Below are 24,900 nucleotides of genomic sequence, written 5' to 3' on the forward strand. Positions count from 1 at the left end.
GCTTTATTCCTCGCGCCCGTGCAGTTTGAGCCGCGCATGCAGCGCTGCCGCCTCAGCCGTACCTGCCTCCAGCGCGAAGACAAACGCATGGGTCAGGAAAAAACACGCCGCATCGAGCGAGTTTGCCTCATCTGCGGCCTGTGTGTAGAGGCGGATCAGCGCAGGCCTGTCATACGCGGCGTGCGCGGCCAGCATATCCGCATCGAGCGCGTTCATTCCGCCGCTTGAGCGCTGTCTGCCGCGCGGTGGCCGAGCACCTTGCCCGCGACCCATGCGTGAAAGCAATGTGTTGGGCTGTCCATCACGGGGGAGAAACGCCCGCCGTCGAACCCGGCCACGCGGCGGCCTTTCTGCATACCTTCGACGACGAAGATATCCTCCTCGAACACGGTTTTCCAAAGTTGCGCGTTGCGCGCGCGCAGACCTTCGGGCGTGCCGTCCTCTGCGTAATAGAGGTGGACGTGCTCAACCGTGTGGCCCGGCCCTTTGGGCTCAAGGATGATGGCGAAGGCATGATCGCGGTGCACGCCGAGAAGGACGTTGGGATAGACGGCGACATACTCCGCCTGCTCGTTCCATTTTGCACCAACCCCTTCAAAGTCGGGAAATTTGTTGCCATCCTCATCACTGAGCTGGCGGTATACGAGCGTGCCTTGGCCGGAATATTCCTCGGGCGCTTCGATATGGTAATGATCCTCCAGCCGCGAATAGCTGTTGAGGCCGGGATGCACCCAAGGCAGGTGATAGCTCTCGCAATAGTTCTCGACCGCGAGCTTCCAGTTGCAGGCGACTTCAAGCTGAAACCGGCTGCTGGGACCGCCATGATGAAGCGGCAGATCGAACTCTGCCCAGCGGGCGATGATATCGGCCATCGCGACCTCAAACGCGGGTGCCGCGCCCGAGAGGTTGATCCACACGATATCGCGCCAGATATGGGAGCGGACCTCATTGAGGCCAAGCTCATTGCGTTTGATCGAGGCATGCGTGTTCTGACCGGGGCCACCCACATGCGGGGTTGAGACCAGATCGCCCTTCGTGGAATAGCACCATGAATGATAGGGGCAGCGGATCGCGCCTTCGATCTTGCGCGGCTCCTCCACGAGGATCATCCCCCGGTGGCGGCAGATGTTCTGAAAGACCCGCACCGCACCGTCCTTGTCACGCAAGAGCAAAAGCGGCTGACCCATGAAATCCATGGGCACGGCATCGCCAGGCTCGGGCACATCGGCGGCAACGGCAAGGCCCGCCCACTGGGTGAAAAGGAGTGCGTGGCTTTCTTCTTCAAACACGGCGGGGTCGATGTAATGGGCGTTGGGCAGGCCATTGGCGCTTTCGACGGGGCGGCGGACGCGGCTCAGGTCGGTGAGGTGGGTCATGGGGGCATTCCCTTCCTTGTGTCTGCGGCAGGTTGGCACGATTCTGTGCAAACTGCCCCCACCGCAAACGACATGGCTTTGCTCACCGCGACATGGGGCCGCGACATGGGGCCGTGAGTTGGGGCAGGGACGGGGGCAGGATCGAGGGCTAGCGGAAGGGCTGATCCAGTCGCAAAAGTCGCGCGTGGAAGGGGGCGAGTGCCTCAAGCGGGACAAGGCCCGACAGGCGCGCCTCCGCAAGGACGCGCGGCATGTCGTGGCCCAGATGCTCATAGACCATCCGCACGGCGCGTGGCGCGTTGATCTTCTCGCGCACGGTGCGGGTGACGTAACCTTCCCAGATATTTTGCTGAAACGAGGTTTCTTGCGCCAGGAAGTTGAACGAGGCCGAAAGTGCGTTGCGATGGCTCACAATGACCATGATGCCCTCTTCCTGACGCATCACAATCCCACGATATTCACGGTCGGCTGCGGCCACGGAAATCCCCTGTTTGGCGAGGGCCGCGCGCGGCTCATATCCGCGCAGGAAGGTGTAGCCATCCTCGCGGTGCACAAAGACCAGACCCATGACGAACTGGCTGTCATCGAGAAAACTGCGCCGCACGAAACGGTAGAACCCGCTGGGGAAAAGCTCAGGGGGCACCTCCACGGGCGCGCCGCCGAAAAATCCTTTCACGGCGGGGTGGCCCAACAGATCGAAAGCGGCGGGGCGCAGCGTCTCGGCGGGTTCCAACAGGATGCGCGCATCGACGCCAAAGAACGTGCACATGCGGTGCAACACGTCGGGGCGCGGAAAGCTCTCGCCGGTGAGGTAGCGATTGAATTGCGTACGGTTGATGCCGAGATCGCGGCAGAGCCCCGCCACAGACGGGTAATCAGCACTAAGTCTGCGCAAGTTATCCCCGAAAATGGCGCGCAGGCTGGCCGGGTCTACCTGATATGAGCTGCCTTTTCGCGTCATGATGTGAGGCGCGTCGGGGAGGGGTGTTTCAAGAGGATATCTCGTCCCTGTGAAAAAAGCGGTCGGGAAGATAGTTGCATGGATTTGTGACGTTGTCACGATAGGTGACGCTATTTAGCGTCATTTTTTGCCAGCTCTGACACAAAGAGGTCTCCGAAACGGAGATTTAAACATAGCCCCAAAAGTCTGAAAAAGACATTCTTATCAGAGGACAAGCGTTTTGTTAAGATCATTAGGGGAGACATCATGTACGGTGTAGTCATTTGGAGCGACCAAGTTAAAAACCGGGCTGTGATCTGGTGTGAAGACCATGGTGACCTCGCGTATTTTCGCGGTGAGACCACTGGTCTCGAAGTGGCAGAGATAGGGCCGGGTGATCTGGTTGAGTTTGATCTGGCGGCGAGCGATGGGCTTCGACTTGCTGATGCACCGCGTCTTGTTTCCGAAAAAAGCCACCTCCATATCACGCGCGCGCTGAGCCGCACCACACCCGCCGTTCCTGCGCCACGCAAGCGGCGTAGTGAGATGTCGTCAGGCTGGGATGCGGAAATCGTGCGTTTCGATCGGGCGCGCTGCGCTGGCGCTGCCTGACAGGGCCGGGCGGGGTCCTTGGAGTAGCACCCCAATTGCGTTCCAAAAGGCGGTCAGAGCCCCCGAGGCAAGGCCGCCACGCCCGTTCTTGCAATGTCCATCAAACCCAATGGGCGCATCAGATCCGCAAACGCGTCGATCTTCTCGGATGTACCGGTGATCTCGAAGACAAAGCTGTCGAGCGTGCTGTCCACCACATTGGCGCGGAAAATATCCGCCAGCCGCAAGGCCTCGACCCGCTTGTCACCCGCACCCTCAACCTTCATCAAGGCCAATTCCCGCTCTACTGAGTGCCCCTCAACGGTGAGGTCGTGAACCTCATGCACGGGGATGATCCGGCCCAACTGCGTCTTGATCTGCTCGATCACCTGCGGGGTGCCTGTTGTCACGATGGTGATCCGTGAGCGGTGCCCCTCATGGTCGATCTCGGCCACGGTCAGGCTGTCAATATTGTAGCCGCGCCCGGAAAAAAGCCCGATAACGCGCGCCAAAACCCCGGCCTCGTTATCCACGATCACAGCGAGTGTATGCTGTTCTTCCACATCCGAGAAGGTGGGGCGTAGGTTGTAGGCCGAATGCTTGTTCGAGCCTTTTTTGATTTTCAGAGCTGACATCTGATCATTCCTTTGACTGGGGGCGGACGCTGTGACGGTTAGACCAACACGCTGCCCTTGGCATCAATCACGCCTTGGGTATCGGCCTCGCCCAGAAGCATTTCGTTATGTGCCTTGCCCGACGGGATCATCGGGAAGCAATTTTCATGCCGCGTCACGAGGCAATCAAAGATCACCGGCCCGTCATGTTCGACCATTTCCATGATCGCGTCATCCAGATCGGCGGGGTCGGAGCAAAGGATGCCCTTCGCGCCAAACGCCTCGGCCAGCTTCACAAAATCAGGCAGGGCCTCGGACCAGCTGTGCGAATAGCGCTCGCCGTGCAAAAGTTCCTGCCACTGGCGCACCATTCCGAGCCGTTCATTGTTGAGGATGAACTGCTTGACCGGCAGGCGGAATTGCACCGCCGTGCCCATCTCCTGCATGTTCATCAGCCATGATGCCTCACCGGCCACGTTGATCACCAGCGCCTCGGGATGCGCCATTTGCACCCCGATGGAGGCCGGGAAGCCGTAGCCCATGGTGCCGAGGCCCCCGGAGGTCATCCAGCGGTTCGGGCCGTCAAAGCCGATATATTGCGCGGCCCACATCTGATGCTGGCCCACTTCGGTGCAGACATAGCGGTCATATTTCTTGGTCAGCGCCTCAAGCCGGGCCAGCGCGTGCTGCGGCTTGATCACCGAGCCTTTTTGCTCAAACTTCAGGCAATCCACCTTGCGCCAGGTGTCAATCTTGCCGCGCCATTTGACGATGCCTTCGCTGTTCACTTTGCGCCCGCGTGATTTCCACACGTTCAGCATATCCTCAAGCACATGGCCCACATCCCCGACGATTGGGATGTCGGCCTTGATCACCTTGTTGATGGAGGAGGGGTCAATGTCGATATGGGCTTTTTTGGAGCCGGGCGAGAACGCATCCAGACGCCCCGTGATGCGGTCGTCGAACCGCGCGCCGATATTGATCATCAGATCGCAATCATGCATCGCCATGTTCGCTTCATAAAGCCCGTGCATCCCCAGCATGCCGAGCCAATGCTCGCCACTTGCCGGATAGGCACCGAGACCCATCAAGGTCGAGGTGATTGGGATGCCTGTCGCGTCCACAAGTTCGCGCAGAAGCTGGCTTGCGGCGGGGCCCGAGTTGATCACGCCGCCGCCTGTGTAAAAGAGCGGGCGTTTGGCGGTTTCCATCGCGGCCACAAGCTCGGTGATCGCCTCCATGTCGCCTTTGACCTGCGGCTGATAGCGGCTGACCTTGGCTTTGCCCTTGGGCGTGTAGGTGCCGGAGGCGAATTGCACGTCCTTGGGGATGTCCACCAAAACGGGTCCGGGGCGGCCCGTGGTGGACACGTGGAAGGCCTCATGGATCACGCCCGAGAGCTTCTCGGTCTCCTTCACCAGCCAGTTATGCTTGGTGCAGGGGCGGGTGATGCCAACGGTGTCGGCCTCCTGAAAGGCGTCCGAGCCAATCATGAATGTTGGTACCTGTCCGGTGAGCACCACGATCGGGATTGAATCCATCAAAGCATCGGTCAGGCCCGTCACCGCGTTCGTGGCACCGGGGCCGGAGGTCACGAGGACCACACCGGGCTTGCCGGACGCGCGCGCATATCCTTCTGCCGCGTGGACCGCACCTTGTTCGTGGCGCACGAGGATATGTTTGATATCGTTTTGCTGAAACACCTCGTCATAAATCGGTAGCACAGCACCGCCGGGATAGCCGAATACCGTGTCCACGCCCTGATCCCTAAGGGCCTGAACCACCATTTTCGCTCCGGTCATCTGACGTGTCATTGCTGTGCTCCGTTCATCACATCATTTCTTGGTGCAGACATAAAAAAAGCCCCCGAAAATCCGGAGGCGCATGGGGGTCCCAATGGGATGCCGTTACCGGCCCATGCGCCACGTGCTTACGATGATGACTAGCTGTGCCAAAAGGGCGCTCCTCATGCTGCGTGTGAAGTAATATGGGGGGGGTGCTGGGGCGTCAACCCAGTTTTGCGGAGAAAGTAACAAAACGTAGCGCTTTTCTTTTCATTTGTTGCGTGAAGAGTGGGTAAAGCATACGGGTTGCCTCTTTTGCGGTGGAATTGCCGCGCCTGGAGGGCGCATAGAGGCCTGCGAGCGCCGGACCGCATCCAAAGGGCGCGTCATGCAAAAAGGCCGCCCGGGTCGGGGCGGCCTTTCGAGAGTTTTGAGAGCTGGGCTCAGAATTCGTTCGGATTGCCCGGAACGAGCGTGCCTGTGCCGTCCTCGTTGCCGTCATTGATCCATGTCACCATGTCGCCCTCGATATGGACAGACCAGCAAGCTGGGGCCTCGCCGTAAGCAAAGCACATCTGATCATTCTCGACGGACCAAGTGCCCGTATAATCCGCGCCTTTGATCGTACCATCAGCGTCATAGAATTCGGTGTAGGCACCGGATTCGACCATGCTGCCCTGAACCGTGTTGCCCGAAATCGCGGCCATGATCTCTTCGCCAGTTGCGGCGTCATGCGCCCATGCGGGGGCTGCTACCAGGGTCAGTGCCATCGCCATAAGACCGTTTTTCATAAATCCTGTCCTTTTGTCTGACTTGTGCCCGCAGCAAGCGGGCCAACCGCGCGCAAAGTCAAGCGCCGCTTAACTCCGGCTGGGGCGCAGCGGCATCCCATCGGGCAGTGTGATATCGGCCACTTGTTCGGCAATCGGATCATTGCTGAGCGGATGGGCCTGCGCATCATAGTCGGCGGGGTTGCGCATTTTCTCCCATGCGCCGCCCAAGTAAACCTCAAGCCCTGAAAAGGCGGATTTGTAGCCCATCTTTGCGCTGCCGGGCACCCAATAGCCCAGATAGACATGGGGGAGGCCGCTTTCGCGCGCGATGTCGATATGATCGAGGATCACATAAGTGCCCAGCGAGTTGCGCTGCCAGTCCGGCTCAAAGAACGAGTAAACCATGCTCAGCCCGTCATCGAGCACATCCGTCAGGCACACACCAATCAGAGCGCCTGTCTCAGCTTCGGTATACTCCACCACCCGCGTGTGGATCGGCGTCTCCTCCACCATGGCGGCGAATTCAAATGCATCCATATCCGCCATGCCGCCCGCCGCGTGGCGGCTCTCGAGATACCGGCGGAAAAGGGCATATTGATCTTCCGTGGCCCAAGGCGAGGATGTGCGTCGCTCCAGCACCTTGTTGCGGCGCAGCACACGTTTTTGGCTTTTTGAGGGGGTGAAATCCGCCACGCTGATTCGCGCCGAGAGACACGCCGCGCAATCGGCACAAGACGGACGGTAGAGCACATTCTGCGACCGCCGGAAGCCTTGCTTGGAAAGCCCGTCATTCAAACGCTGCGCCCCATCGCCTTGCAAAGCGGTAAAGAGTTTACGCTCCATCCGCCCCTCAAGGTAGGGACACGGTTGTGGGGCCGTCACATAAAATTGCGGCGCAAGGGGCAGGGTATGGCGCATAGGGGCTCAGCAGAACTTCTTGTATTTCGCGTTTCTGAGAAAAGCGTAACAAGGAAGTTACCGCCCGCCAAGTCTTGATGAAGAAACCCTTAACGCCGGGCGGGACCTGCGCGGCGATTGATGGCCACAGTGCCAAGCACATGGTCGGTCAGCCCTTGGGCGCGCTGCGTGCTCAGCATCATCACGATGGACGCGATCTGCGCCGGGAAGACGGCGATGGAGAGCGAATAGCCCAGCGTATGCAGCGCCGCCATCGGCAGATCAAAAAGCTGCCCGTCGCGTTGGCGAAACTCTATCGCCATGACCTGCATCCCCCATGTGGCCGATCCGCGCGCGATTGTGGCGGTGCGGTAGGCAAAGCCCAGTACGACATAAAGCGCGGGGAAGATCAAAAGCCCGATGCCCAGCGTAAAGACCACAGCCACGAGGCACATCGCCAGAATAACCGCCGTATCAATCACCCAGGCCAAAAGGCGTTTGGTTGGTATATCGGCGTAGAATTCGGGCTGTCGCTCGGGGTCGGGGAGGTGGTGTGTTTCGGTCATCATGCTCTCTTATATGGGAGCACGCCCGCCGGTGAAAAGGGCGGGCGTGTTTTGATGTGGGTCTTTGGCGCGTTGGGGGCGACGTTCCGCCGTATCGTTACGCGGTTTCGGTGCGCGGTCATGGTATTTGAGGACACGTTCGACGTCGGCTTGTTCTTTGCGGCGCGCCTCAAACCCACGAGGGTCACTGTCCCAATGGAGAGCTATAGGCACTGCGGGGGGGCAGGTGGCGGCGCTCCTGTCGGGGGTTTTCCGGGTCATGGTGATATCTGGGGTATCGCCGGGTTCTGCGGTTGTCCGGGCTGTGCAAAAGGGGAGGTCGATAGGGTTGATATCTTAGCGTGCAAGAGAACAGTCCCTAAACGGAGAAGTCCGCAACCTGCGCACCTGACAGGCGTAGCATCTCCTCCGGAGGTGCGCCAAACACATGCCGTGGTGTGCCGGCAGCGGCCCATATCTCGGCAAATTCCATCAGGCGTGGGTCGAAAAATGCACGCGGTGGGGTGAGGTGCCCGATGGGCGACACGCCCCCGATGGCAAACCCGGTCTGGGCGCGGATCAGCGCCGCATTGGCGCGCGTGAGAGGCTCCCCGGCCAAGGCACTCGCGCGCGTGGCGTCCACCTGCCGCCCGCCCGCCGTGATAAAGAGGATCGCGGCCCCGCTCTCGGTACCTGCGAAAATGATAGATTTTGCGATCTGGTCAATCTCGCAGCCCACCAGATCGGCGGCCATCTGTGCGGTCGTGGCTTGTCCCACTTCGCGCGGGGTCACGTCCAGACCTCCGGCGCTGAGGGCTGCGATAACCCGTTTCAGGCTTTTGCTCATATCATTCTCCAAATTTGCACGCAGCATAATGGCCTGCGCCCCATTGACCAGCCTTGCCGCTCGCGTATCACTGAGCGCATGAGCCTTGCCGCCCGCATCACGCGCCTGCCGCGCCCTTATGAGCCTGCTCCGGGAGCGGAGGCGCGGGTGCTCTTTCCTGCGCTGAGCGGCGATGTGGCCGCGCTGATTGAAGGCGCGGCTGGATGCAGCCCATACCTGCGTGGCCTGATCCACAAAGAGGCGGAGTGGCTCGGCCCCGCTTTGGACGGGCCCGAGGTGGCGATGGACGCGCTCTTTACCGCATTGCGCGCAGAGACCGGCGATCCCGGCACGCTCTTGCGCCAGACCAAACGCCGGGCCGCTTTGCTCATAGGCCTTATGGATCTTGGCGGCGCGTGGACGCTGAGCGAGGTCACCGGCGCGCTCACAACGCTGGCCGATGCCGCCTGCCAATGCGCACTCCGCTTTGCCGTGGGGGCGGAGATCAAGCGCGGCAAGCTGCCCGGCAAGGCCCTTGAGGATGCGCAGACCGCCGCCGGGATGACCATTCTGGCGATGGGGAAAATGGGCGCGGGCGAGCTAAATTATTCCTCGGATGTCGATCTGATCTGCCTTTTTGACGAGACGCAGTTCAACCCGGATGAGTACCACGAGGCGCGCACCAGCTTTGTCCGCGCCACACGGCGGATGTGCGCCCTTCTGAGCGAGAACACCGCCGAGGGATATGTGTTTCGCACCGATCTGCGCCTGCGCCCTGATCCCGGTGTGACGCCCGTGACCATGGCGATGGCGGCGGCGGAGACCTATTACGAAAGCCTTGGGCGCACATGGGAGCGGGCGGCCTATATCAAGGCGCGCCCTGCGGCGGGTGATCTTGAGGCTGGTGCGCGGTTCATCGAGACGCTCAGGCCGTTTGTGTGGCGCAGGCATCTCGATTTCGCGGCCATCGAGGACGCGCATAACATGCGGCTTCGCATTCGCGCCCATAAGGGCCTCGCGGGGCCGATCACCCTTTCGGGGCACAACATGAAGCTGGGTCGCGGCGGCATCCGCGAGATCGAGTTTTTCACCCAAACCCGCCAGATTATTGCGGGCGGGCGTGACCCGTCGCTGCGGCTGCGCGGGACGGTGGAGGGGCTTGCGCAACTGGCCGCAAAGGAATGGATACCCGTGGCTGTGGCGCAGGACTTGACCGAGCATTACCGCTTTCACCGCGAGGTGGAGCACCGATTGCAAATGCTGCGCGACGCCCAGACGCACACATTGCCCACCACCGAGGATGAATTTGACCGCCTTGCCGCCTTCATGGGGCGCGAGACGGGCGAGCTGAAGGCCGAGATCACGGCCCGGCTCAGCGCTGTCGATGCGATGATCGAGCGGTTTTTCCGGCCTGAGGAAAGCGCGGATGGGAGCGAGGCAACCGCGCCTGGATCAGCCCCTGATGGGGCCGTGCTTGATGGGGCCGTGCTCGCCCGCTGGCCGGGCTATCCTGCGCTGCGCTCGGACCGGGCGGGGCAGATTTTCCGCCGCCTGCGCCCCGATATCCTTGCGCGGCTGGCCGCCACCTCTCATCCCGGCGAGGCGCTTTTGGCGTTCGATGCGTTCCTCGCCGGTCTGCCTGCCGGGGTGCAGGTCTTTTCACTCTTCGAGGCCAATCCACAGCTGATTGATCTGATGGTTGATATCGCGGGCACCGCGCCGGGGCTCGCCGCGTATCTTGCGCGCAATGCGGCGGTGTTTGACGCGGTTATTGCCGGGGATTTCTTCGCGCCGTGGCCGGGCACCGCCACCCTAACGGAGGCGCTGACCCTGCGCCTGAAGGCCGAGGCGGATTATGAGCATCGTCTCGGCACCGCCCGCCGTTGGCGGCGCGAATGGCATTTTCGCATCGGTGTGCACCATCTGCGCGGCTTGATCGACGCCCCTACAGCAGGGCAGCATTACGCCGACTTGGCCGAGGCGGTGCTCGCCGCCCTCTGGCCCGTCGTGGGCGCACATTTCGCCGAAAAGCATGGGGGAGCACCGGGGCAGGAGGCTGGACGGGGCGCGGCGCTCATTGCGATGGGCTCGCTCGGCGCGGCACAGCTCAATGCAGGCTCTGACCTTGATCTGATCGTGATCTATGATGCGGGCGGGGTGGAGACCTCCGAGGGCCGCCGCCCGCTGCCCGCGCGCACGTATTATGCGCGCCTCACACAGGCGATGATCACCGCCGTGACAGCACCCATGGCCGAAGGGCGGCTTTATGAGGTAGATATGCGCCTGCGCCCCTCGGGCAATCAGGGGCCTGTGGCAACAGGCTGGCAGGCGTTTCAGGATTACCAGCGCCAGCAGGCATGGGTCTGGGAACATCTGGCGCTGACCCGCGCGCGGGTGATTGCGGGGCCGGATGCGCTGAGCGCCGAGATCGAGGTGTTTCGTCTGGAGCTTCTGAGCAAGCCCGCAGCCCCCGAGCAGGTTCTCAAGGACGTGAGCGAGATGCGTGCGCGCATCGCAGCGGCCAAGGCCCCGGCGGGTCCGCTTGATCCCAAGCTGGGACCAGGACGGCTTCAGGATATCGAGCTGATTGCACAGGCCGCGTCCCTGATGGCCGAGACCACAGAGCAGAGCGCAGAGCGCAGCATTCGGGGCGGACTGGCCGCTGGTGTCGCAATTGGGTGGTTGGAGGACGCGGATGAGGTGGCGCTCAATCGCGCGGCAGGGCTTTGTGCGTCAATGGTGCAGGTCTTGCGCCTTTTGGGTCCGGACACGCCGATGCCAGATGAGATTGGCGCGGGCGCGCGCGCAATGCTGCTGCGCGAGACCGGGCAGGAAAGCATGGGCGCGCTTGCGACGGCGCTAGACGAGGCCACGGCACAGGCTGCCAAAGTTATCACCGCCGCGCTTGCCCGCGTGCCGCGCCAGCCCTGAGGAGGCCCGCCGATGGATCGCGACCCGCTCGACCACAAGAACCTGATGCGCGAGGCGTTTCGGATCGAGGGGATCACACCGGAGGAATGTCGCTCGATCTTTCTTGACTGGGCGCTGTCGCTGCCCGAGGGGACGGATATGCAAGGCGCGATCCAAACGATCCTCACCCGGCATGCCGCCGCCCCCGAAGACCACCCCATGTCGCAAGTGTTGCGCGAGGGGCAGGAGACCGCCGCGCGCCCGCGCCGCCGGGGCGGTTGGAAAGCGCGGCCACGCGGGGTGGGCGAGGCCTGAACCGGGCCCGTGCCACGCCAGGGTTGCCGCGAAACAATCCCGAACTGACCTCGGGATTATCTCCGTTTTGTCTAAAACCTGCCCCAATCAGGCGCGATCTTCCTCTCGGTAAATCGGGCATACTGCCCGCAGAACGGCCAAGGAGGATCACGCAATGAAACCGCTTCGTTTGATCGCAGCCATGATGATGGGTCTCGCCGTTTCGGCGTGCGCCACACCCGACACCGCGTCGCGCAACGCGCCGCTTGAGACGCCCGAGCGTGTGGCGCCGATAGCGCTTGATGTGCAAAGTGTCACCGTAACCGTGCCCGAGACACTCGAGGTGTCCGAAAAGAACCGCTATTATCCGGGTGGCGATATCGTCTGGCGTGGGGATGCACCCGGCAACCGTCACGCACAGGTGCGGGCGATGGTGCAGGCCGCGATGGAGCGTGGCACTGCTGATATGACGCTCGGCCTTCCGGTGGCTGTGGAGGTGGAAATCACCCGCTTTCACGCGCTGACCGAAAAGGCCCGCTACACCGTGGGCGGGGTGCATGACATTGAGTTCATTCTGACCCTCAAAGATCCCGTGACGGGGGCCATCATCGCGGCCCCGCGTGAGATCAAGGCCGATCTCAAAGCCTTTGGCGGCACCCAAGCCATTCAGGCCGAGCAGCGCGGCCAGACCCAAAAGGTGCGCATCACAGGGCATTTGGCCCAAGTGATCGCCGCCGAGCTGAACGAGCCGGGCAGCTTCAAATCCGCCGATCTTGGGATTATGGGCCTGATCAACCAGCTGTGATCTTTCGCATAGCAAAGAAAGCCTTTAAGGGGGTGGCATGCAGCCATCCCCTTTTCCCATTATCCGCCTCAAACCCAAAACCTCGCCGCGCGCTTTGCGCCACGGCTTTCCTTGGGTCTATGACAACGAGCTTGTAACCGACCGCCGCACAAAGGCGCTGGAGCCGGGCTCCATGGCCGTGCTGGAGGATGCGAACCGCGCGCCCATTGCGCTCGTCTCGGTCAACCCTGCCTCGCGTATCATGGCGCGGGTGATGGACCTTGATCCCGCCGCACAGATTGATGCGGCATGGCTTAAGGCCAAGCTTGCCCGCGCCTATGCGATGCGCGCGCAGCTATACCCCGCGCCGTTCTACCGGCTTGTTCATGCCGAGGGGGACGGGCTTCCCGGCGTGATCATCGACCTTTTTGGCGACACGGCGGTGGTTCAACCCAATGCCGCTTGGGCAGAGGCGATGATTGACGATCTGGCGCGCGTGCTGGTGGAGGTGACGGGCGTTTCAAACGTGCTCAAGAACGCCGCAGGCCGTGCACGTGGTCTGGAAGGGCTGGATGATCAGAGCGGTGTTTTGATTGGCGCAGCCCCCGAGGGGCCCGTGCCGGTGCCGATGAACGGGGCCATTTACATGGCCGATCTGACCGGCGGGCAAAAGACCGGGCTTTTCTACGATCAACGCCCCAACCATGCGTTTGCCGCGGCGCTTGCGGCGCCCATGGCGGTGGGCGGGCAGGGCGCACGCGTCCTTGATGTCTTCACCCATGTGGGCGGCTTTGCGCTGGCCAGCCTTGCTGGCGGGGCTGCCTCTGCGCTGGCTGTAGATGGGTCTGCGCCGGCGCTTGATCTCGCGCAGGCCGGGGCGGCGGCGATGGGGGCTGAGGCGCGGTTTGAGACGCGCAAGGGCGATGCGTTCGACGTGTTGACGGCGCTTGGCGAGGAAAACGCGCTCTTTGATCTGGTCGTTTGCGACCCGCCCGCGTTTGCGCCCAGCAAAAAGGCGCTTGATGCGGGGCTTCGCGCCTATGAGCGGACTGCACGACTGGCCGCTCCGCTGGTCGAGGCGAGCGGATATCTGGTCTTGTGCTCATGTTCTCACGCGGTGGATCTGGATGCGTTTCGCCGGGCCTCCATTCGGGGCATTGGCCGCGCCGGGCGTCAGGCGCAGTTGATCCACACAGGCTTTGCGGGTCCGGATCATCCGATGCACGCACATCTGGCGGAAACGGGTTATCTCAAGGCGCTCTTCTTCCGCCTATGAAGGCGCTGCTGGATACGTGCGTTATCTATCCAACGGTGATGCGCGAGATGCTTCTGGGAGCGGCGCGCATGGGGGCGTTTACCCCGCTCTGGTCCGCGCGCATCCTTGAAGAATGGGTGCGTGCAGCGAAAAAGCTGGGCCCTGAGGGGGCTGCGCAGGCGGCGGGAGAGGCCGCCCTTTTGCAAGCCGCTTGGCCCGGTGCGGTGGTGTCATACCCCCCAAGTCTGGAGGCGCGGCTCTGGCTGCCCGATCCGGCGGATACACATGTTTTGGCCGCGGCCATCGCGGGATCGGCGGATGCGATCATCACCCTCAACGCCAAGGATTTCCCGCGCAATATCTTGGCGGAAGAGGGTGTGAGCCGCGTTGATCCGGATGCGTTCTTGCATGGGATTTGGGCTGCACACCCAGAGGCGATGGCAGAGGTCGGATCGCGTGTGCTGAGCGAGGCGCGGCGGCTTTCTGGCGCGGATTGGCAGATTCGGGCGCTGTTGAAAAAGGCGCGACTGCCGAGGATGGCCAAGGCTTTGAGCTAAAGCGTTTCGAGCCAGACCTGAGGCATTGCTTGTCTTGAAACGCTTTGGGGCTCAGCCCCATTTGGCCTCATGGCGCTCAATTGCTGCGATCCGCTCCTCCGTTTTGGGGTGGCTCAGGAGCCATGCAGGAGCTGCCCCTGCGCGTTGCTCTGTCAGGGCCTCAAGCTTGGCAAAGAGCGACTTTTGTGGCCCCGTGCCCAGCCCCGCTTTGATCATCAAGGCAGAGGCGTATTCATCGGCCTCATACTCATCGCCGCGCGACAGGCGCGCGGCCAGAAGGGACATCACGGCTCCCGCGATCCACGGGCCCACGAAGGGAATGAACCGCCCGATCACCATCGCCAATGCCGTGCGCAGGGCGTTTTGGCCCGAAAAGTCTATCATGCGGCGGCGGGAATGGCCCAAGGCGACATGGCCCAGCTCATGCGCGATGACGCTGGTCAATTCCTCGGCGCTGACCTCACCGGATTGGAATTTGCGGTAAAAGCCGCGGGTGATGAAGATGCGCCCGTCGGGGGCAGCAAGGCCATTCACAGGGTCAATCTCATAGATATGGACGCGGATGCGCGGCAGATCGAGCGCCTTGGCCAGACGGTCGGTCATGGATTTGAGCTTCGGATCGGCCAGCTCGGTCGATTTATCGTTCAACTCGCGCGAGGTGCGCCAGACGGAGAAGCGATACATTGCGAGGGCGTAGAGGATCGCCAGAAGGATCGGGGTAAACTTGATCATGGCCTATATATAGGGCGGGCCTTGCCCCTCATCTAGCCCTTGGGAACTCTCTTTTGTCTCAGGCGGTGAGCATTTCCAGAGGGCTGCGCGAGAGACGCTCCACGCCGGTTTCCGTGACAAGCACCGAATGGCCCAATGTCATGGCAAGGCCCGCGTCGCTATCCATCAGGATCATGTGCAGGAAGAACACCTGACCCGCTTGCATTGGCAGGGGATTGCCCTCGTAGAACATCGGAAAATCCACCCAGATCGGATTGTAAACCGCGCCCATGCCGTATCCGCAGGCCTGAAGCCGTGCGTGCCCAAGGCCGCGCGCGTCGAAGACCTTGGCATGGGCATCGAAGACGTTTCCCATGGGATCACCGGGGCGGATGGCATCTTCGCAGGCCTCAATCGCCTCTTTGGCGGCGTCGAACATATGGGTCTGGCTGGCGTTTGGCGCGCCGATCACGACAGTGCGCATCATCGCCGCGTGATAGCGAGCATAGGCGCCAGACCACTCAAGAGTGAGCTGATCCTGGGCGTCCAGAGTGCGGCGGCCCGAATAATAGCGGCAGAGAAGCGCGCCGGGGCCAGAGCCGAGGATGAACTCATTGCCCGCGTAATCGCCACCGCCTTTGAAGACCGCGCCTTGCATGGCGGCGAGGATGTCGCCCTCGAAGGCACCGGCATGGGTGGTGTCGATGGCGGCGTCGAGCGCATCATCCGACAGCGCCGCGGCGCGGCGGTGCATCGTGATCTCTGCCGGGGATTTGATCCGGCGCAGCGCGCGGATGAGGTCCGACGCATCAATGAGGCTGGGCAGGGCGGCGCGCAAAAGCTGTCCGTTGTAATCGGTGAGACCGGCGGTCTGGCTTTCAAAGCCGATGCGCTTGCCGGTAAGGCCCATGCGCGCGAGCAGGTCTTTGAGATGTGTGGCGGGATTGCTGCCTTCATGCTCGGGCCAGATGGTGATCTGATCCTCGGCCAAGGTGGAGGTGTGGCGCGCCTGGCGTAGATCGGGCATCCGCGTCATCAAGTTGATCTCGCCATCGGCGCTGAGCACCATGGTCTGAAACATCGCGAAACCGAACGTGTCATATCCTGTGAGCCAGAGATGGCTTTCGGGGGCGAAGAGGAGGATGGCATCAAGACCTGCCGCGCGTAAGGCGGCGGTGGCACGGGCTTGGCGCGCGTCGAATTCGGGTCGCTCGAAATGGATGGGCATGGGGTATCCTCGCTAACCTGCCTCCGGCGGGGATATTTGAGGCAAGAAGAAGCGGGGGCGCAAGCGCTATTGCGATCTATGCGGAGCAGCTGGCCCCGCCGAGGACGCAGAATTTGGCGCAGTGGGGGTGGTTGAGGGCTACGTCGCGCTCGGCTTCTTGCAGCGTGCGGCCCAGCTCAAATTCTGGCGCATAGGGCAGCAGAGTGCAGGCGAGCACGGCGGGGGCGTCCGCGCCTTTACGTTTGACCACCATGCGCGACGAGGCGCACATCACGTCATTCGGGGATTTGCCCAAGATGCTCCAGCATGCGGTGGTGATTTCGGGCACGTCGACATTTTCGTCCATCTCTGGGAAAAGCACTGTCTCGCCGGGATTTGTGGCGTCGATCGCATAGCCGCGGGCGGCAAAAAGGGCGGCGTAGCCTGCGCGGCTGGTGGCGTCGCTGTCGCCCCAGACGGTGCGGCCCGCAACGGCCATGCGCGCGCCGATGGATTTGAGCCAATCCATGCCTTCAAGCGTGCGTGCAAAGGCGCCCAGCCCACGCTCTTCGTCATGCAGCCCCTCGGACCAGTGATCGACGGAGATGCGCAGCGTGAGACGGTCGCCGAACTCCTCCACCAGTGCTGCAAGCCCGGTTTGCACGGTTTTGCGCATCATTGGGCGCATGGCGTTGGTGAGGATGAGCACGTCAAACCCCGCCTCAAGCGCGCTGCGGGCCATTGTGTTCATCTCGGGGTTCATGAAAGGCTCACCGCCGGTGAAGGCAATTTCGCGGATGGGCCATGCACGCTCTGCGATCTGGGCAAGGTAGTCACGCAGATCGGCGTCTGTGAAATAGACCAGACGGTCATTCTCGGGAGAGCTTTCGATGTAGCAATTGGCGCAGGTGATGTTGCAGAGCGTGCCGGTGTTGAACCACAGCGTCTCAGGATTGGTGAGCGCGACCGTGGCGCGATCTTCGCCCTTGGCGGTGCGCGCGGGATCTTGGAATTTGCCCATATTCGCGGGGGCTTCGGTCCCGTCTTTCATGATCATCGCCTCTTGCATGTTACGCTTGCGACATGCCCTAGCCTGTCCGGGCCCGTGAGAAAACCCGTGCGGTGGGATTTGACATAGTTGTGAACGCGGGCGTGGCTGATAGACTGCACAGTGGCGGGCAGGTTCGCCCAGTAAGGAGGCTCTCATGGTATCGCGTGTCATTCCGGTTGAGCCGTTTGATCTGGTTATTTTTGGCGGCACGGGTGATCTGGCGCGGCGCAAGATCCTGCCGGCGCTGTTCCGGCGGTTTTGTGCCGGGCAGATGGGGCCGGAGGCGCGGGTCATTGGGGCCGCGCGGAGCGAAATGGACACGGCTGCCTATCGTGATTTTGCCCGGTCGGCGATTTTGGAATTCGACGATGATACGGTCTGCGCCGAAGAAAATCTCAGCGGATTTCTGGAGCAGCTCCATTATGTCACGCTGGATGCGCGTGGCGAGACGGGCTGGGATGCGCTCTCGGCTCTGATGGTTGAGGGGCGCATCCGGGCATTTTACTTCTCGGTCGGACCGGGCCTTTTCGGGGATTTGGCCGAGCGGCTGCATTCATATGGCATGGCGGATGCAGAGAGCCGGATTGTGGTGGAGAAGCCCTTTGGCCGCGATCTGGCGTCGGCGCGCGCACTCAACCAAGGGCTGGCGCAGCATTTTGATGAGACACAAATCTACCGGATTGATCATTATTTGGGCAAGGAGACGGTGCAGAACCTGATGGCGATCCGCTTTGGCAACATGCTCTTTGAGCCGCTGTGGAATGCGCAATATGTGGATCATATCCAGATCACCGTGGCCGAGGCGCGCGGCGTGGGGTCGCGCGGCGGGTATTACGACAAATCCGGCGCGCTGCGCGATATGGTGCAGAACCATATGATGCAGCTTTTGTGCCTCATTGCGATGGAGCCACCTGCGAAATTTGACCCAGATGCGGTGCGCGACGAGAAGCTGAAGGTGATCCGCGCGCTGGACCCGGTCGGCGCGGACGATGTGGTGCGGGGGCAGTATGAGGGCACCAAGGAGCGGCCGGGATACCGCAATCAGGTGGAAAACCGCGACACCCATACCGAGAGCTTTGTGGCCCTGCGCGCCCATATCGGCAACTGGCGCTGGTCGGGCACGCCGTTTTATCTGCGCACCGGCAAGAGGCTGAAGGCGCGCGCGAGCGAGATTGCCGTCGTGTTGAAGGAGGCGCCGCACTCGATCTTCGGCACGCAAGCAGGGCATCATGCCAATATCCTCACGATCCGCCTTCAGCCCAATGAGGGGATTGAGCTGGGCGTGACCATTAAGGAACCGGGGCCGGGGGGGATGCGCCTTGTGGATGTGCCGCTGGACATGACATTTGCCGAGGCGCTGGGGCCCGATACAGCCGATTTTCCCGATGCCTATGAGCGGCTCATCATGGACGTGGTGCGCGGGGATCAGACGCTTTTCATGCGTGGCGATGAGGTGGAGGCGGCATGGCGCTGGACCGACCCGATCATCGAGGGGTGGCAAAATTCAAGCGTGGCCCCAATCCTTTACGCCTCGGGCAGTTCCGGCCCCGATGATGCGCTCATGTTGATGCATCGCGATGGACGCCGCTGGCGGGAGATACGGGCATGAATTTCATTGAATACGCAGATGCCGAGATGATGGCGATGGATCTGGCCAATGTGCTGGTGGGTGAGTTGGGCGCGGTGCTGCGCCATCAGGACCGCGCGCTTTTGGTGGTGCCGGGGGGCAGCACGCCGGGGCCGATTTTCGACAGCTTATGTGCCGCCAATCTCGACTGGGCGCGCGTTGATGTTTTGCTCAGTGATGAGCGCTGGCGGCCCGAAGAGCATGTGCGCTCCAACACACGGCTGATCCGCGAGCGGCTTTTGGTGGGGCGGGCGGCGGCGGCCAATCTGTTGCCGCTCTACATGAAGGGGCGCACCCCTGCGGAGGCGGCGCCGCAGCTTGCGGGGCGGATCGCGGGGCATTTGCCGATCTCGGTGATGCTCTTGGGGATGGGCACGGATATGCACACGGCCTCGCTTTTTCCGCGCGCGCCGGGGCTTGAGGCCGCGCTTGATCCGCATGCGCCGATCCTTGTGCCTGTTGAGATGCCGGACGCGCCAGAGCCGCGGATCTCGCTCAGTGCGGCGGTGCTCAATGGGGCTATGTCCAAGCATATCGTGATCACCGGAGCGGCCAAGCGGCGCGCGATTGAGGCCGCGCGGGGCCTGCATCCGCGTGAAGCGCCTGTGGCCGCGATCTTGGGCGATGCGACCGTGCATTGGGCAGAGGCGTGAGCGATATGTGGGAAGGGCTCAAAGCCCAGGCCGAGGCTGCGCTGGCGCGCGGTATCACGCCGCTCTTTGAGGATGCCGGGCGGGCCGAGGCGTTTTCGATCTGGGCGGATGGGATGCTCTTTGATTATTCCAAGACCCACCTCGATACGGCTGCGCGGGCCGCCTTGCTGGCGCTGGTAGAGGAGAGCGGTGTCGCGGCGCGGCGCGCGGCGATGTTCTCGGGTGCCAAAATCAACGAGACCGAAGGGCGCCCGGTGCTGCACACGGCCCTGCGCGGCCTCTCGGGCGGGCCTGTTATGGTGGACGGTGCGGATGTGATGCCGGGCGTGCGCGAGACGCTGGCGCGGATGCGCGCCTTTGCCGAGGCTGTGCGCGGCGGGCGGTTTCAAGGGGCGGGCGGGGCGATCACCGATGTGGTCAATATCGGGATTGGCGGCTCGCATCTTGGCCCTGAAATGGCGACGCGCGCGCTTGGCCCGTTTCACGATGGGCCGCGGTGCCATTTCGTGTCCAACGTGGATGGGGCCGACATTCAAGGCGTGCTGCAAGAGATTGATCCCGAAACAACTTTGGTAATCGTCGCCTCCAAGACATTCACCACGGTTGAGACGATGACCAATGCCGAAACCGCCCGTGTATGGATGGCGCGCGCGCGCGCGGATACGGGCGCGCAATTCGTGGCGCTATCCTCTTCTGAGGAACGGGCCGCCGCCTTTGGTATACCGCCCGAGCGGGTGTTTGGGTTTGAGGATTGGGTCGGCGGGCGCTATTCGCTCTGGGGGCCAATTGGGCTGTCGTTGATGATCGCCATCGGGCCGGACGCGTTTGAGGAGATGCTGCGTGGAGGCGAGGTGATGGACCACCATTTCCGCAGCGCGCCGATGGATGCGAACATGCCTGTGATGTTGGCGCTGCTTGGGCTTTGGCACAGCCGTGCGTGCGGGTTTCCGACCCGTGCCGTGCTGCCCTATGATCAACGGCTGGGGCGGCTTCCGGCCTATCTGCAACAGCTTGAGATGGAATCGAACGGCAAGCGCGTGGCGCGCGACGGGACCACCTTGGACGGGGCCAGCGGGCCTATTGTCTGGGGGGAGGCGGGCACCAATGGGCAGCACGCGTTCTACCAGCTTCTGCATCAAGGCACGCAGATCGTGCCTTGTGAATTTATCGTGGCTGCCCAAGGGCATGAGCCGGACTTGCCCCATCACCACAGGCTTCTTGTGGCCAATTGCCTTGCGCAATCCGAGGCGCTGATGCGCGGACGCAGCCTTGACGAGGCGCGCGCATTAATGGCCGCAAGCGGGCTGAGCGGGGCAGCCCTTGAGCGGCACGCGCGCCACCGGGTCTTTCCGGGCGGGCGGCCCTCCAGCACGCTGATCTATGACCGGCTTACGCCCTATCGGTTGGGGCAGATTGTGGCGCTTTATGAGCACCGTGTTTTTGTCGAGGGCGTGATCCTAGGGATCAATTCGTTTGATCAATGGGGGGTCGAGCTGGGCAAGGAATTGGCGGTTGAGCTGGACCCTTTGATGGCGGGTGCGGACGCGCAGCACAAGGATGGCTCAACTCAAGCCCTGTTGCGGTTCTACCGCGACAAACAAGGCTGAGGGGCGGGCGCTGCTCAGGCCCGTCGCCGTCTCTTAGCTGCGCAGGATCGACCGACCCGCATAAATCGCGCTCTCGCCCAGCATTTCCTCGATACGGATCAATTGGTTATACTTGGCCAGCCGGTCGGAGCGCGCGAGGCTGCCGGTCTTGATCTGTCCGCAATTCGTGGCCACGGCCAGATCGGCGATGGTGGCATCCTCCGTCTCGCCCGAGCGGTGGGACATCACGTTGGTGTAGCGCGCGCGGTGCGCCATCTCCACCGCTTGAAGAGTTTCCGTCAACGTACCGATTTGATTGACTTTTACCAGCATGGAGTTGGCGCAACCGCGCGTGATCCCATCGGCAAGGCGCACCGGGTTGGTCACAAAGAGATCGTCGCCCACAAGCTGGCACCGGTCGCCCAGAGCTTCGGTCAGCATCTTCCAGCCGTCCCAATCATCTTCATCCATACCGTCCTCGATCGAGATGATCGGATAGTCGTTGACCAGCGCGGCAAGATAGGTGGCGTTCTCTTCGCTGCTGAGGGTTTTCCCTTCTCCAGCAAGCACATATTTGCCATCCTTGAAGTATTCCGTCGCCGCACAATCAAGTGCCAGGCAGATATCTTCGCCTGGCACATAGCCAGCCTTCTCCACGCTGCGCAGCACGAAATCAAGCGCTTCACGGGTGGAGGCGATGTTGGGCGCGAACCCACCCTCATCGCCGATCCCGGTGCTGAGGCCCGCCGCTGTCAGCTCCTTTTTGAGGGTATGGAAAACTTCAGCCCCCATGCGTACAGCCTCGCGGATATTCGCCGCGCTGATCGGCATGATCATGAATTCTTGAATGTCAATAGGGTTATCAGCATGTTCCCCGCCATTGATGATGTTCATCATCGGCACGGGCAGGGTGCGCGCGGAGGCGCCACCGACATAGCGATAGAGCGGTTGCTCACAATATGCGGCCGCCGCCTTGGCCGCGGCAAGGCTCACGCCGAGGATCGCATTGGCCCCGAGGCGCGCCTTGTTGGGCGTGCCGTCCAGCTCAATCATCGTCATATCAATACCGACCTGCTCGGTCGCGTCCATGCCCAGAAGCGCCTCGGTAATCTCGCCGTTCACGGCCTCAACCGCCTCCAGCACGCCTTTGCCGAGATAGCGGGCCGCATCTCCGTCGCGCCGCTCAACCGCCTCATGCGCTCCGGTTGAGGCACCAGACGGGACGGCGGCACGGCCCATTGTGCCGTCCTCAAGGATCACGTCCACCTCCACCGTCGGGTTGCCCCGGCTATCGAGGATTTCGCGGGCGTGGATGTCGATGATGGTGCTCATGGCGGCTATGTCCTTCGGGGCTGCAAGTGGCATTGCGCAATTCTCTAGCAAACCTGCGCGCCAAGGGGAACCGCTCAGATCAGAGTGGCGGCGCGACGGCCCAGCGCACGTTCGCGCAGGAAGGTATAAAGGCCCGAGGCGATGATGATGCCCGCGCCAAGCAGGGTCATCAGATCGGGGCGCTCACCAAAAATCAGTACGCCAATGAGCAGCGCAAAGATGAGCCGCGTGTAGCGAAATGGCGTGACCACGGCCACTTCACCCACGCGCATGGCCCCTACGATCCAGTAATAGGCCACGACGCCGAAAAACAATGCGGCGGCAAGATTGACCCAGATCAGCGGGGTGGGCATTACGCCACCGCCGCCCACCAGCAGCATAAGCGCCCCGACCGGAACGACGATGGCAAACGCATGGGCCGAAAGCTGAAGCGAGGAGATATGCGCCGGGACCGCACGGGTGGCCAGATCCCGGATCGCCAGACCAATGACACCGAGCACTGCAAAGAGCGAGGCAGGCTCAAATCCCGACAGGCCGGGGCGGATGATCATCAAAACCCCAAGAAAACCCACAAGGATCGCGGCCCAGCGCCGCCAACCCACCTCGGCCCCCATAAAGAGAGCCGCCCCCAGTGTGACCGCGAGCGGCGTCGCCTGAAGGATCGCGGCGGCGGAGGAAAGCGGTGTGAGGGCGATGGCTGCGAGCCAGCCCACGGCGGCGATCAATTCGCCCAAGTTGCGGATCAGAACGGGGCGTGACAACGCCCCTGTGAAGAAAATAGCCTGCCCTTTGAGGCGCGCAAGGCAGGCAAAACAGATCGCGCCGCCGCTGCCAAGCATCACAAAAATCTGCCCGATGGGCAATGTGCCCGACAGGATTTTGAGAAACGTATCCTCAAGCGCAAATCCGGCCATGGCCAGCGTCATAAGCGCCGCCCCGCGCAGATTGTCTGACGCGATCATGCCCTGAGCTTCACCCAGATCGGCACGTGATCCGATGGTTTGTCACCCGCGCGGGTCATCTTGTCGATTTGGCAATCTTCTAGCAGATCGGCGCAGGCGGGGCTGAGCAGGAAATGATCAATGCGGATGCCGTCATCGCGGTTCCATGCGCCGGCCTGGTAATCCCAGAACGTATAGTGGCCCGGCCCTTGGGTGCGGGCCCGGAACGCCTCGGTGAAGCCCAGCGCCATGAGACGGCGGAAAGCCGCGCGGCTTTCGGGACGGGCGAGGGCGTCCTCTTGCCAGACCTCGGGGCGCTTGGCATCCTCATCTTGCGGGATGATATTATAATCTCCAGCCATCAAGAAAGGTTCCTCCAGCGCCAAAAGGGCCTCGGCGCGGGCGTGCAGACGCTCCATCCATGCGAGCTTGTAGTCGTATTTCGGCCCTGGTGCGGGGTTCCCGTTTGGTAGGTAAAGACCACAGACGCGCACCGGCGTGTCGCCCATCACAGTGGCCTCAATCCAGCGGGCCTGTTCGTCACTGTCGTCGCCGGGCAGGCCGCGTGTCACATCTTCCAGCGGCAGCTTGCTGAGAATTGCGACGCCGTTGAAGCCCTTCTGCCCATGTGTCTCGACCGTGTATCCGCGATCCTCGAAAAGTTCGCGGGGGAAACCCTCGTCTACGGATTTGATTTCCTGAAGTAGGGCCACGTCTGGGGCGGCCTCATCCAGCCAAGCGGGCAGGGCGTTGATGCGGGCCTTGATGCCATTGATGTTGAAACTCGCGATCTTCATCGGCGGACCTCTCTGCTGCGTCCCTCCTCTATGGCGCGCGTCGCAGGGCAGTGCAAGCGGGCGGGTGAGGCGGAATTCATCGTGCATGCGAATCGTCTTTGTATGAATTGAGTGGGTGAAGTGAAATGCTCGCATAAGTGGTATGATCAAATTCTGTGGGTAAGTTTGTGGTTAAGTCAGGGATAAATTTTTTGCGGCAAAAAAGGGCCGTAAGAAAAGTGCTTATTCCAGAGCACTTTAGGAATAAATCGCCAGTTTTATGAGGTTTTTTGAATCTATTTTTAGGTGAAATAGGCTTGGCAGCTTCAACCTTAGGTGTAATCCTGAGGCTATTGTAAATTTCAATATAGGGAAGAATGCCATGTCCGCACAACTTAAAGAAGAAAATATGATCACATCCACCGCAACCGAGACGGCGTCCGATTTTGGTGCGAGCCTGTTTGATGGTGGCTCCGTGGAGGCGTTCACCTCCTCGCTTGGCCCGGCCATGTCGGGCGCGGCTGAGACTGGCGAAGGACTTGAGATGTTCACCTCGTCGTTGGCGCCAAATGCGACCCATATCGCATCGGGCGACGTGACCGGCGCGTTCACCTCTTCGTTGATCGCGCAAGGCTCCAGCGTCTCTGCGGGTGAGGCGACAGAGGCGTTTACCTCCTCGCTCAGCCCTGCGACCACGGCAAAGCTCTCGGATGGGGATGCGGTTCAGGCCTTCACCTCGTCGCTGGCGCCACGTGCGGTGGCCGGTGAGGCAACTGGGGCTTTCACCTCGTCGCTGGTGATGGCTACGGCTAAGGCGGATGATGGCGATGCGACTGAAATCTTCACGTCCAGCCTCTAAGCGATAAGCGA

The 24,900-nt window shown here is 61.9% G+C and carries 25 protein-coding genes; 10 read left to right on the forward strand and 15 right to left on the reverse strand.

Features of this window, described 5'->3' with window-relative positions; genetic code table 11:
• Positions 1–3: 3 nt before the first annotated feature.
• The 3 genes from KUD11_RS11300 to KUD11_RS11310 form a co-directional block, all read right to left on the reverse strand.
• Positions 4–216, reverse strand: a complete 213-nt coding sequence (locus KUD11_RS11300; protein ID WP_109384613.1) for a hypothetical protein — start codon at positions 214–216, stop codon at positions 4–6.
• Complete coding sequence (locus tag KUD11_RS11305; protein WP_109384612.1) at positions 213–1,376, reverse strand: aromatic ring-hydroxylating oxygenase subunit alpha; 1,164 nt, start codon at positions 1,374–1,376, stop codon at positions 213–215. Before KUD11_RS11305 ends, KUD11_RS11300 begins: the two co-directional genes overlap by 4 nt.
• 148 nt (positions 1,377–1,524) lie before the next feature.
• Positions 1,525–2,337 (reverse strand): helix-turn-helix domain-containing protein, encoded by an 813-nt coding sequence (locus KUD11_RS11310; protein WP_109384611.1) that lies wholly within the window; start codon positions 2,335–2,337, stop codon positions 1,525–1,527.
• A gap of 246 nt (positions 2,338–2,583) precedes the next feature.
• On the opposite strand from KUD11_RS11310, the gene KUD11_RS11315 reads away from it, so the two are divergent.
• Positions 2,584–2,928, forward strand: a complete 345-nt coding sequence (locus tag KUD11_RS11315) for a hypothetical protein (protein ID WP_109384610.1) — start codon at positions 2,584–2,586, stop codon at positions 2,926–2,928.
• A gap of 53 nt (positions 2,929–2,981) precedes the next feature.
• On the opposite strand, the gene ilvN is transcribed toward KUD11_RS11315, so the two are convergent.
• The 6 genes from ilvN to KUD11_RS11345 form a co-directional block, all read right to left on the reverse strand.
• Complete coding sequence (gene ilvN / locus KUD11_RS11320; protein ID WP_109384609.1) at positions 2,982–3,542, reverse strand: acetolactate synthase small subunit; 561 nt, start codon at positions 3,540–3,542, stop codon at positions 2,982–2,984.
• Positions 3,543–3,580: 38 nt separating this feature from the next.
• Positions 3,581–5,335, reverse strand: a complete 1,755-nt coding sequence (locus KUD11_RS11325; RefSeq protein ID WP_109384608.1) for an acetolactate synthase 3 large subunit — start codon at positions 5,333–5,335, stop codon at positions 3,581–3,583.
• 413 nt (positions 5,336–5,748) lie between these two features.
• A complete protein-coding gene (locus KUD11_RS11330; RefSeq protein ID WP_146190824.1) occupies positions 5,749–6,096 on the reverse strand; it encodes a hypothetical protein in 348 nt (115 codons plus the stop codon).
• 69 nt (positions 6,097–6,165) lie between these two features.
• A complete protein-coding gene (locus KUD11_RS11335; protein WP_109384606.1) occupies positions 6,166–6,996 on the reverse strand; it encodes an arginyltransferase in 831 nt (276 codons plus the stop codon).
• 89 nt (positions 6,997–7,085) lie between these two features.
• A complete protein-coding gene (locus tag KUD11_RS11340) occupies positions 7,086–7,541 on the reverse strand; it encodes an RDD family protein (RefSeq protein ID WP_109387915.1) in 456 nt (151 codons plus the stop codon).
• 358 nt (positions 7,542–7,899) lie between these two features.
• Complete coding sequence (locus tag KUD11_RS11345) at positions 7,900–8,367, reverse strand: YbaK/EbsC family protein (RefSeq protein WP_109387913.1); 468 nt, start codon at positions 8,365–8,367, stop codon at positions 7,900–7,902.
• A 78-nt stretch (positions 8,368–8,445) separates the two neighbouring features.
• On the opposite strand from KUD11_RS11345, the gene KUD11_RS11350 reads away from it, so the two are divergent.
• The 5 genes from KUD11_RS11350 (at position 8,446) to KUD11_RS11370 (ending at position 14,146) form a co-directional block, all read left to right on the forward strand.
• A complete protein-coding gene (locus KUD11_RS11350) occupies positions 8,446–11,277 on the forward strand; it encodes a bifunctional [glutamine synthetase] adenylyltransferase/[glutamine synthetase]-adenylyl-L-tyrosine phosphorylase (protein ID WP_109384605.1) in 2,832 nt (943 codons plus the stop codon).
• 12 nt (positions 11,278–11,289) lie between these two features.
• Entirely contained in the window at positions 11,290–11,571 is a 282-nt protein-coding gene (locus tag KUD11_RS11355; RefSeq protein WP_109384604.1) for a hypothetical protein, read from the forward strand.
• A gap of 154 nt (positions 11,572–11,725) precedes the next feature.
• Positions 11,726–12,355: a DUF6778 family protein gene (locus KUD11_RS11360; protein ID WP_109384603.1), complete on the forward strand. Its 630-nt coding sequence runs from the start codon at positions 11,726–11,728 to the stop codon at positions 12,353–12,355.
• Between the two features lie 37 nt (positions 12,356–12,392).
• Positions 12,393–13,610 (forward strand): RSP_2647 family RNA methyltransferase, encoded by a 1,218-nt coding sequence (locus tag KUD11_RS11365; protein WP_109384602.1) that lies wholly within the window; start codon positions 12,393–12,395, stop codon positions 13,608–13,610.
• Positions 13,607–14,146, forward strand: coding sequence for an RSP_2648 family PIN domain-containing protein (locus tag KUD11_RS11370; protein ID WP_109384601.1), 540 nt, complete (start codon positions 13,607–13,609; stop codon positions 14,144–14,146). The genes KUD11_RS11365 and KUD11_RS11370 overlap by 4 nt, the downstream gene beginning before the upstream one ends.
• Positions 14,147–14,197: 51 nt before the next feature.
• Here the strand turns inward: KUD11_RS11370 and KUD11_RS11375 are convergent, their stop codons facing one another.
• From KUD11_RS11375 to KUD11_RS11385, 3 genes are all read right to left on the reverse strand, one after another.
• Positions 14,198–14,878 carry a M48 family metallopeptidase gene (locus tag KUD11_RS11375; RefSeq protein ID WP_109384600.1) on the reverse strand — a complete coding sequence of 227 codons (681 nt, stop codon included), beginning with the start codon at positions 14,876–14,878 and terminating at the stop codon, positions 14,198–14,200.
• Between the two features lie 58 nt (positions 14,879–14,936).
• Positions 14,937–16,085, reverse strand: coding sequence for a M24 family metallopeptidase (locus tag KUD11_RS11380; RefSeq protein WP_109384599.1), 1,149 nt, complete (start codon positions 16,083–16,085; stop codon positions 14,937–14,939).
• A gap of 76 nt (positions 16,086–16,161) precedes the next feature.
• The gene (locus KUD11_RS11385; RefSeq protein ID WP_109387911.1) at positions 16,162–17,115 is read right to left on the reverse strand and encodes a radical SAM protein; all 954 of its coding nucleotides are present in this window, start codon (positions 17,113–17,115) and stop codon (positions 16,162–16,164) included.
• Positions 17,116–17,269: 154 nt separating this feature from the next.
• Here KUD11_RS11385 and zwf point away from each other — a divergent pair, with 154 nt between their 5' ends.
• Genes zwf through pgi form a run of 3 tightly spaced genes read left to right on the forward strand, consistent with a single transcriptional unit; the run spans position 17,270 to position 21,002 of the window.
• Positions 17,270–18,724: a glucose-6-phosphate dehydrogenase gene (gene zwf, locus KUD11_RS11390; protein WP_109384598.1), complete on the forward strand. Its 1,455-nt coding sequence runs from the start codon at positions 17,270–17,272 to the stop codon at positions 18,722–18,724.
• Positions 18,721–19,395 (forward strand): 6-phosphogluconolactonase, encoded by a 675-nt coding sequence (gene pgl / locus KUD11_RS11395; protein WP_109384597.1) that lies wholly within the window; start codon positions 18,721–18,723, stop codon positions 19,393–19,395. Before zwf ends, pgl begins: the two co-directional genes overlap by 4 nt.
• The gene (gene pgi / locus KUD11_RS11400) at positions 19,392–21,002 is read left to right on the forward strand and encodes a glucose-6-phosphate isomerase (RefSeq protein WP_181375259.1); all 1,611 of its coding nucleotides are present in this window, start codon (positions 19,392–19,394) and stop codon (positions 21,000–21,002) included. The genes pgl and pgi overlap by 4 nt, the downstream gene beginning before the upstream one ends.
• A 33-nt stretch (positions 21,003–21,035) precedes the next feature.
• Here pgi and eno read toward each other — a convergent pair whose 3' ends face one another.
• The 3 genes from eno to xth form a co-directional block, all read right to left on the reverse strand.
• The gene (eno, locus tag KUD11_RS11405) at positions 21,036–22,313 is read right to left on the reverse strand and encodes a phosphopyruvate hydratase (protein ID WP_109384595.1); all 1,278 of its coding nucleotides are present in this window, start codon (positions 22,311–22,313) and stop codon (positions 21,036–21,038) included.
• Between the two features lie 74 nt (positions 22,314–22,387).
• Positions 22,388–23,275: a DMT family transporter gene (locus KUD11_RS11410; protein ID WP_109384594.1), complete on the reverse strand. Its 888-nt coding sequence runs from the start codon at positions 23,273–23,275 to the stop codon at positions 22,388–22,390.
• Complete coding sequence (gene xth / locus KUD11_RS11415; protein WP_109384593.1) at positions 23,272–24,051, reverse strand: exodeoxyribonuclease III; 780 nt, start codon at positions 24,049–24,051, stop codon at positions 23,272–23,274. Before xth ends, KUD11_RS11410 begins: the two co-directional genes overlap by 4 nt.
• Before the next feature lie 361 nt (positions 24,052–24,412).
• Here xth and KUD11_RS11420 point away from each other — a divergent pair, with 361 nt between their 5' ends.
• On the forward strand, positions 24,413–24,889 hold the full coding sequence (locus KUD11_RS11420) for a DUF6749 family protein (protein WP_109384592.1): 477 nt from the start codon (positions 24,413–24,415) through the stop codon (positions 24,887–24,889).
• The last annotated feature ends 11 nt before the right edge of the window (positions 24,890–24,900 follow it).

Origin of the sequence: Roseovarius carneus, from assembly GCF_020141465.1 — a bacterium.
GTDB classification, from domain to species: Bacteria; Pseudomonadota; Alphaproteobacteria; order Rhodobacterales; family Rhodobacteraceae; genus Roseovarius; species Roseovarius carneus.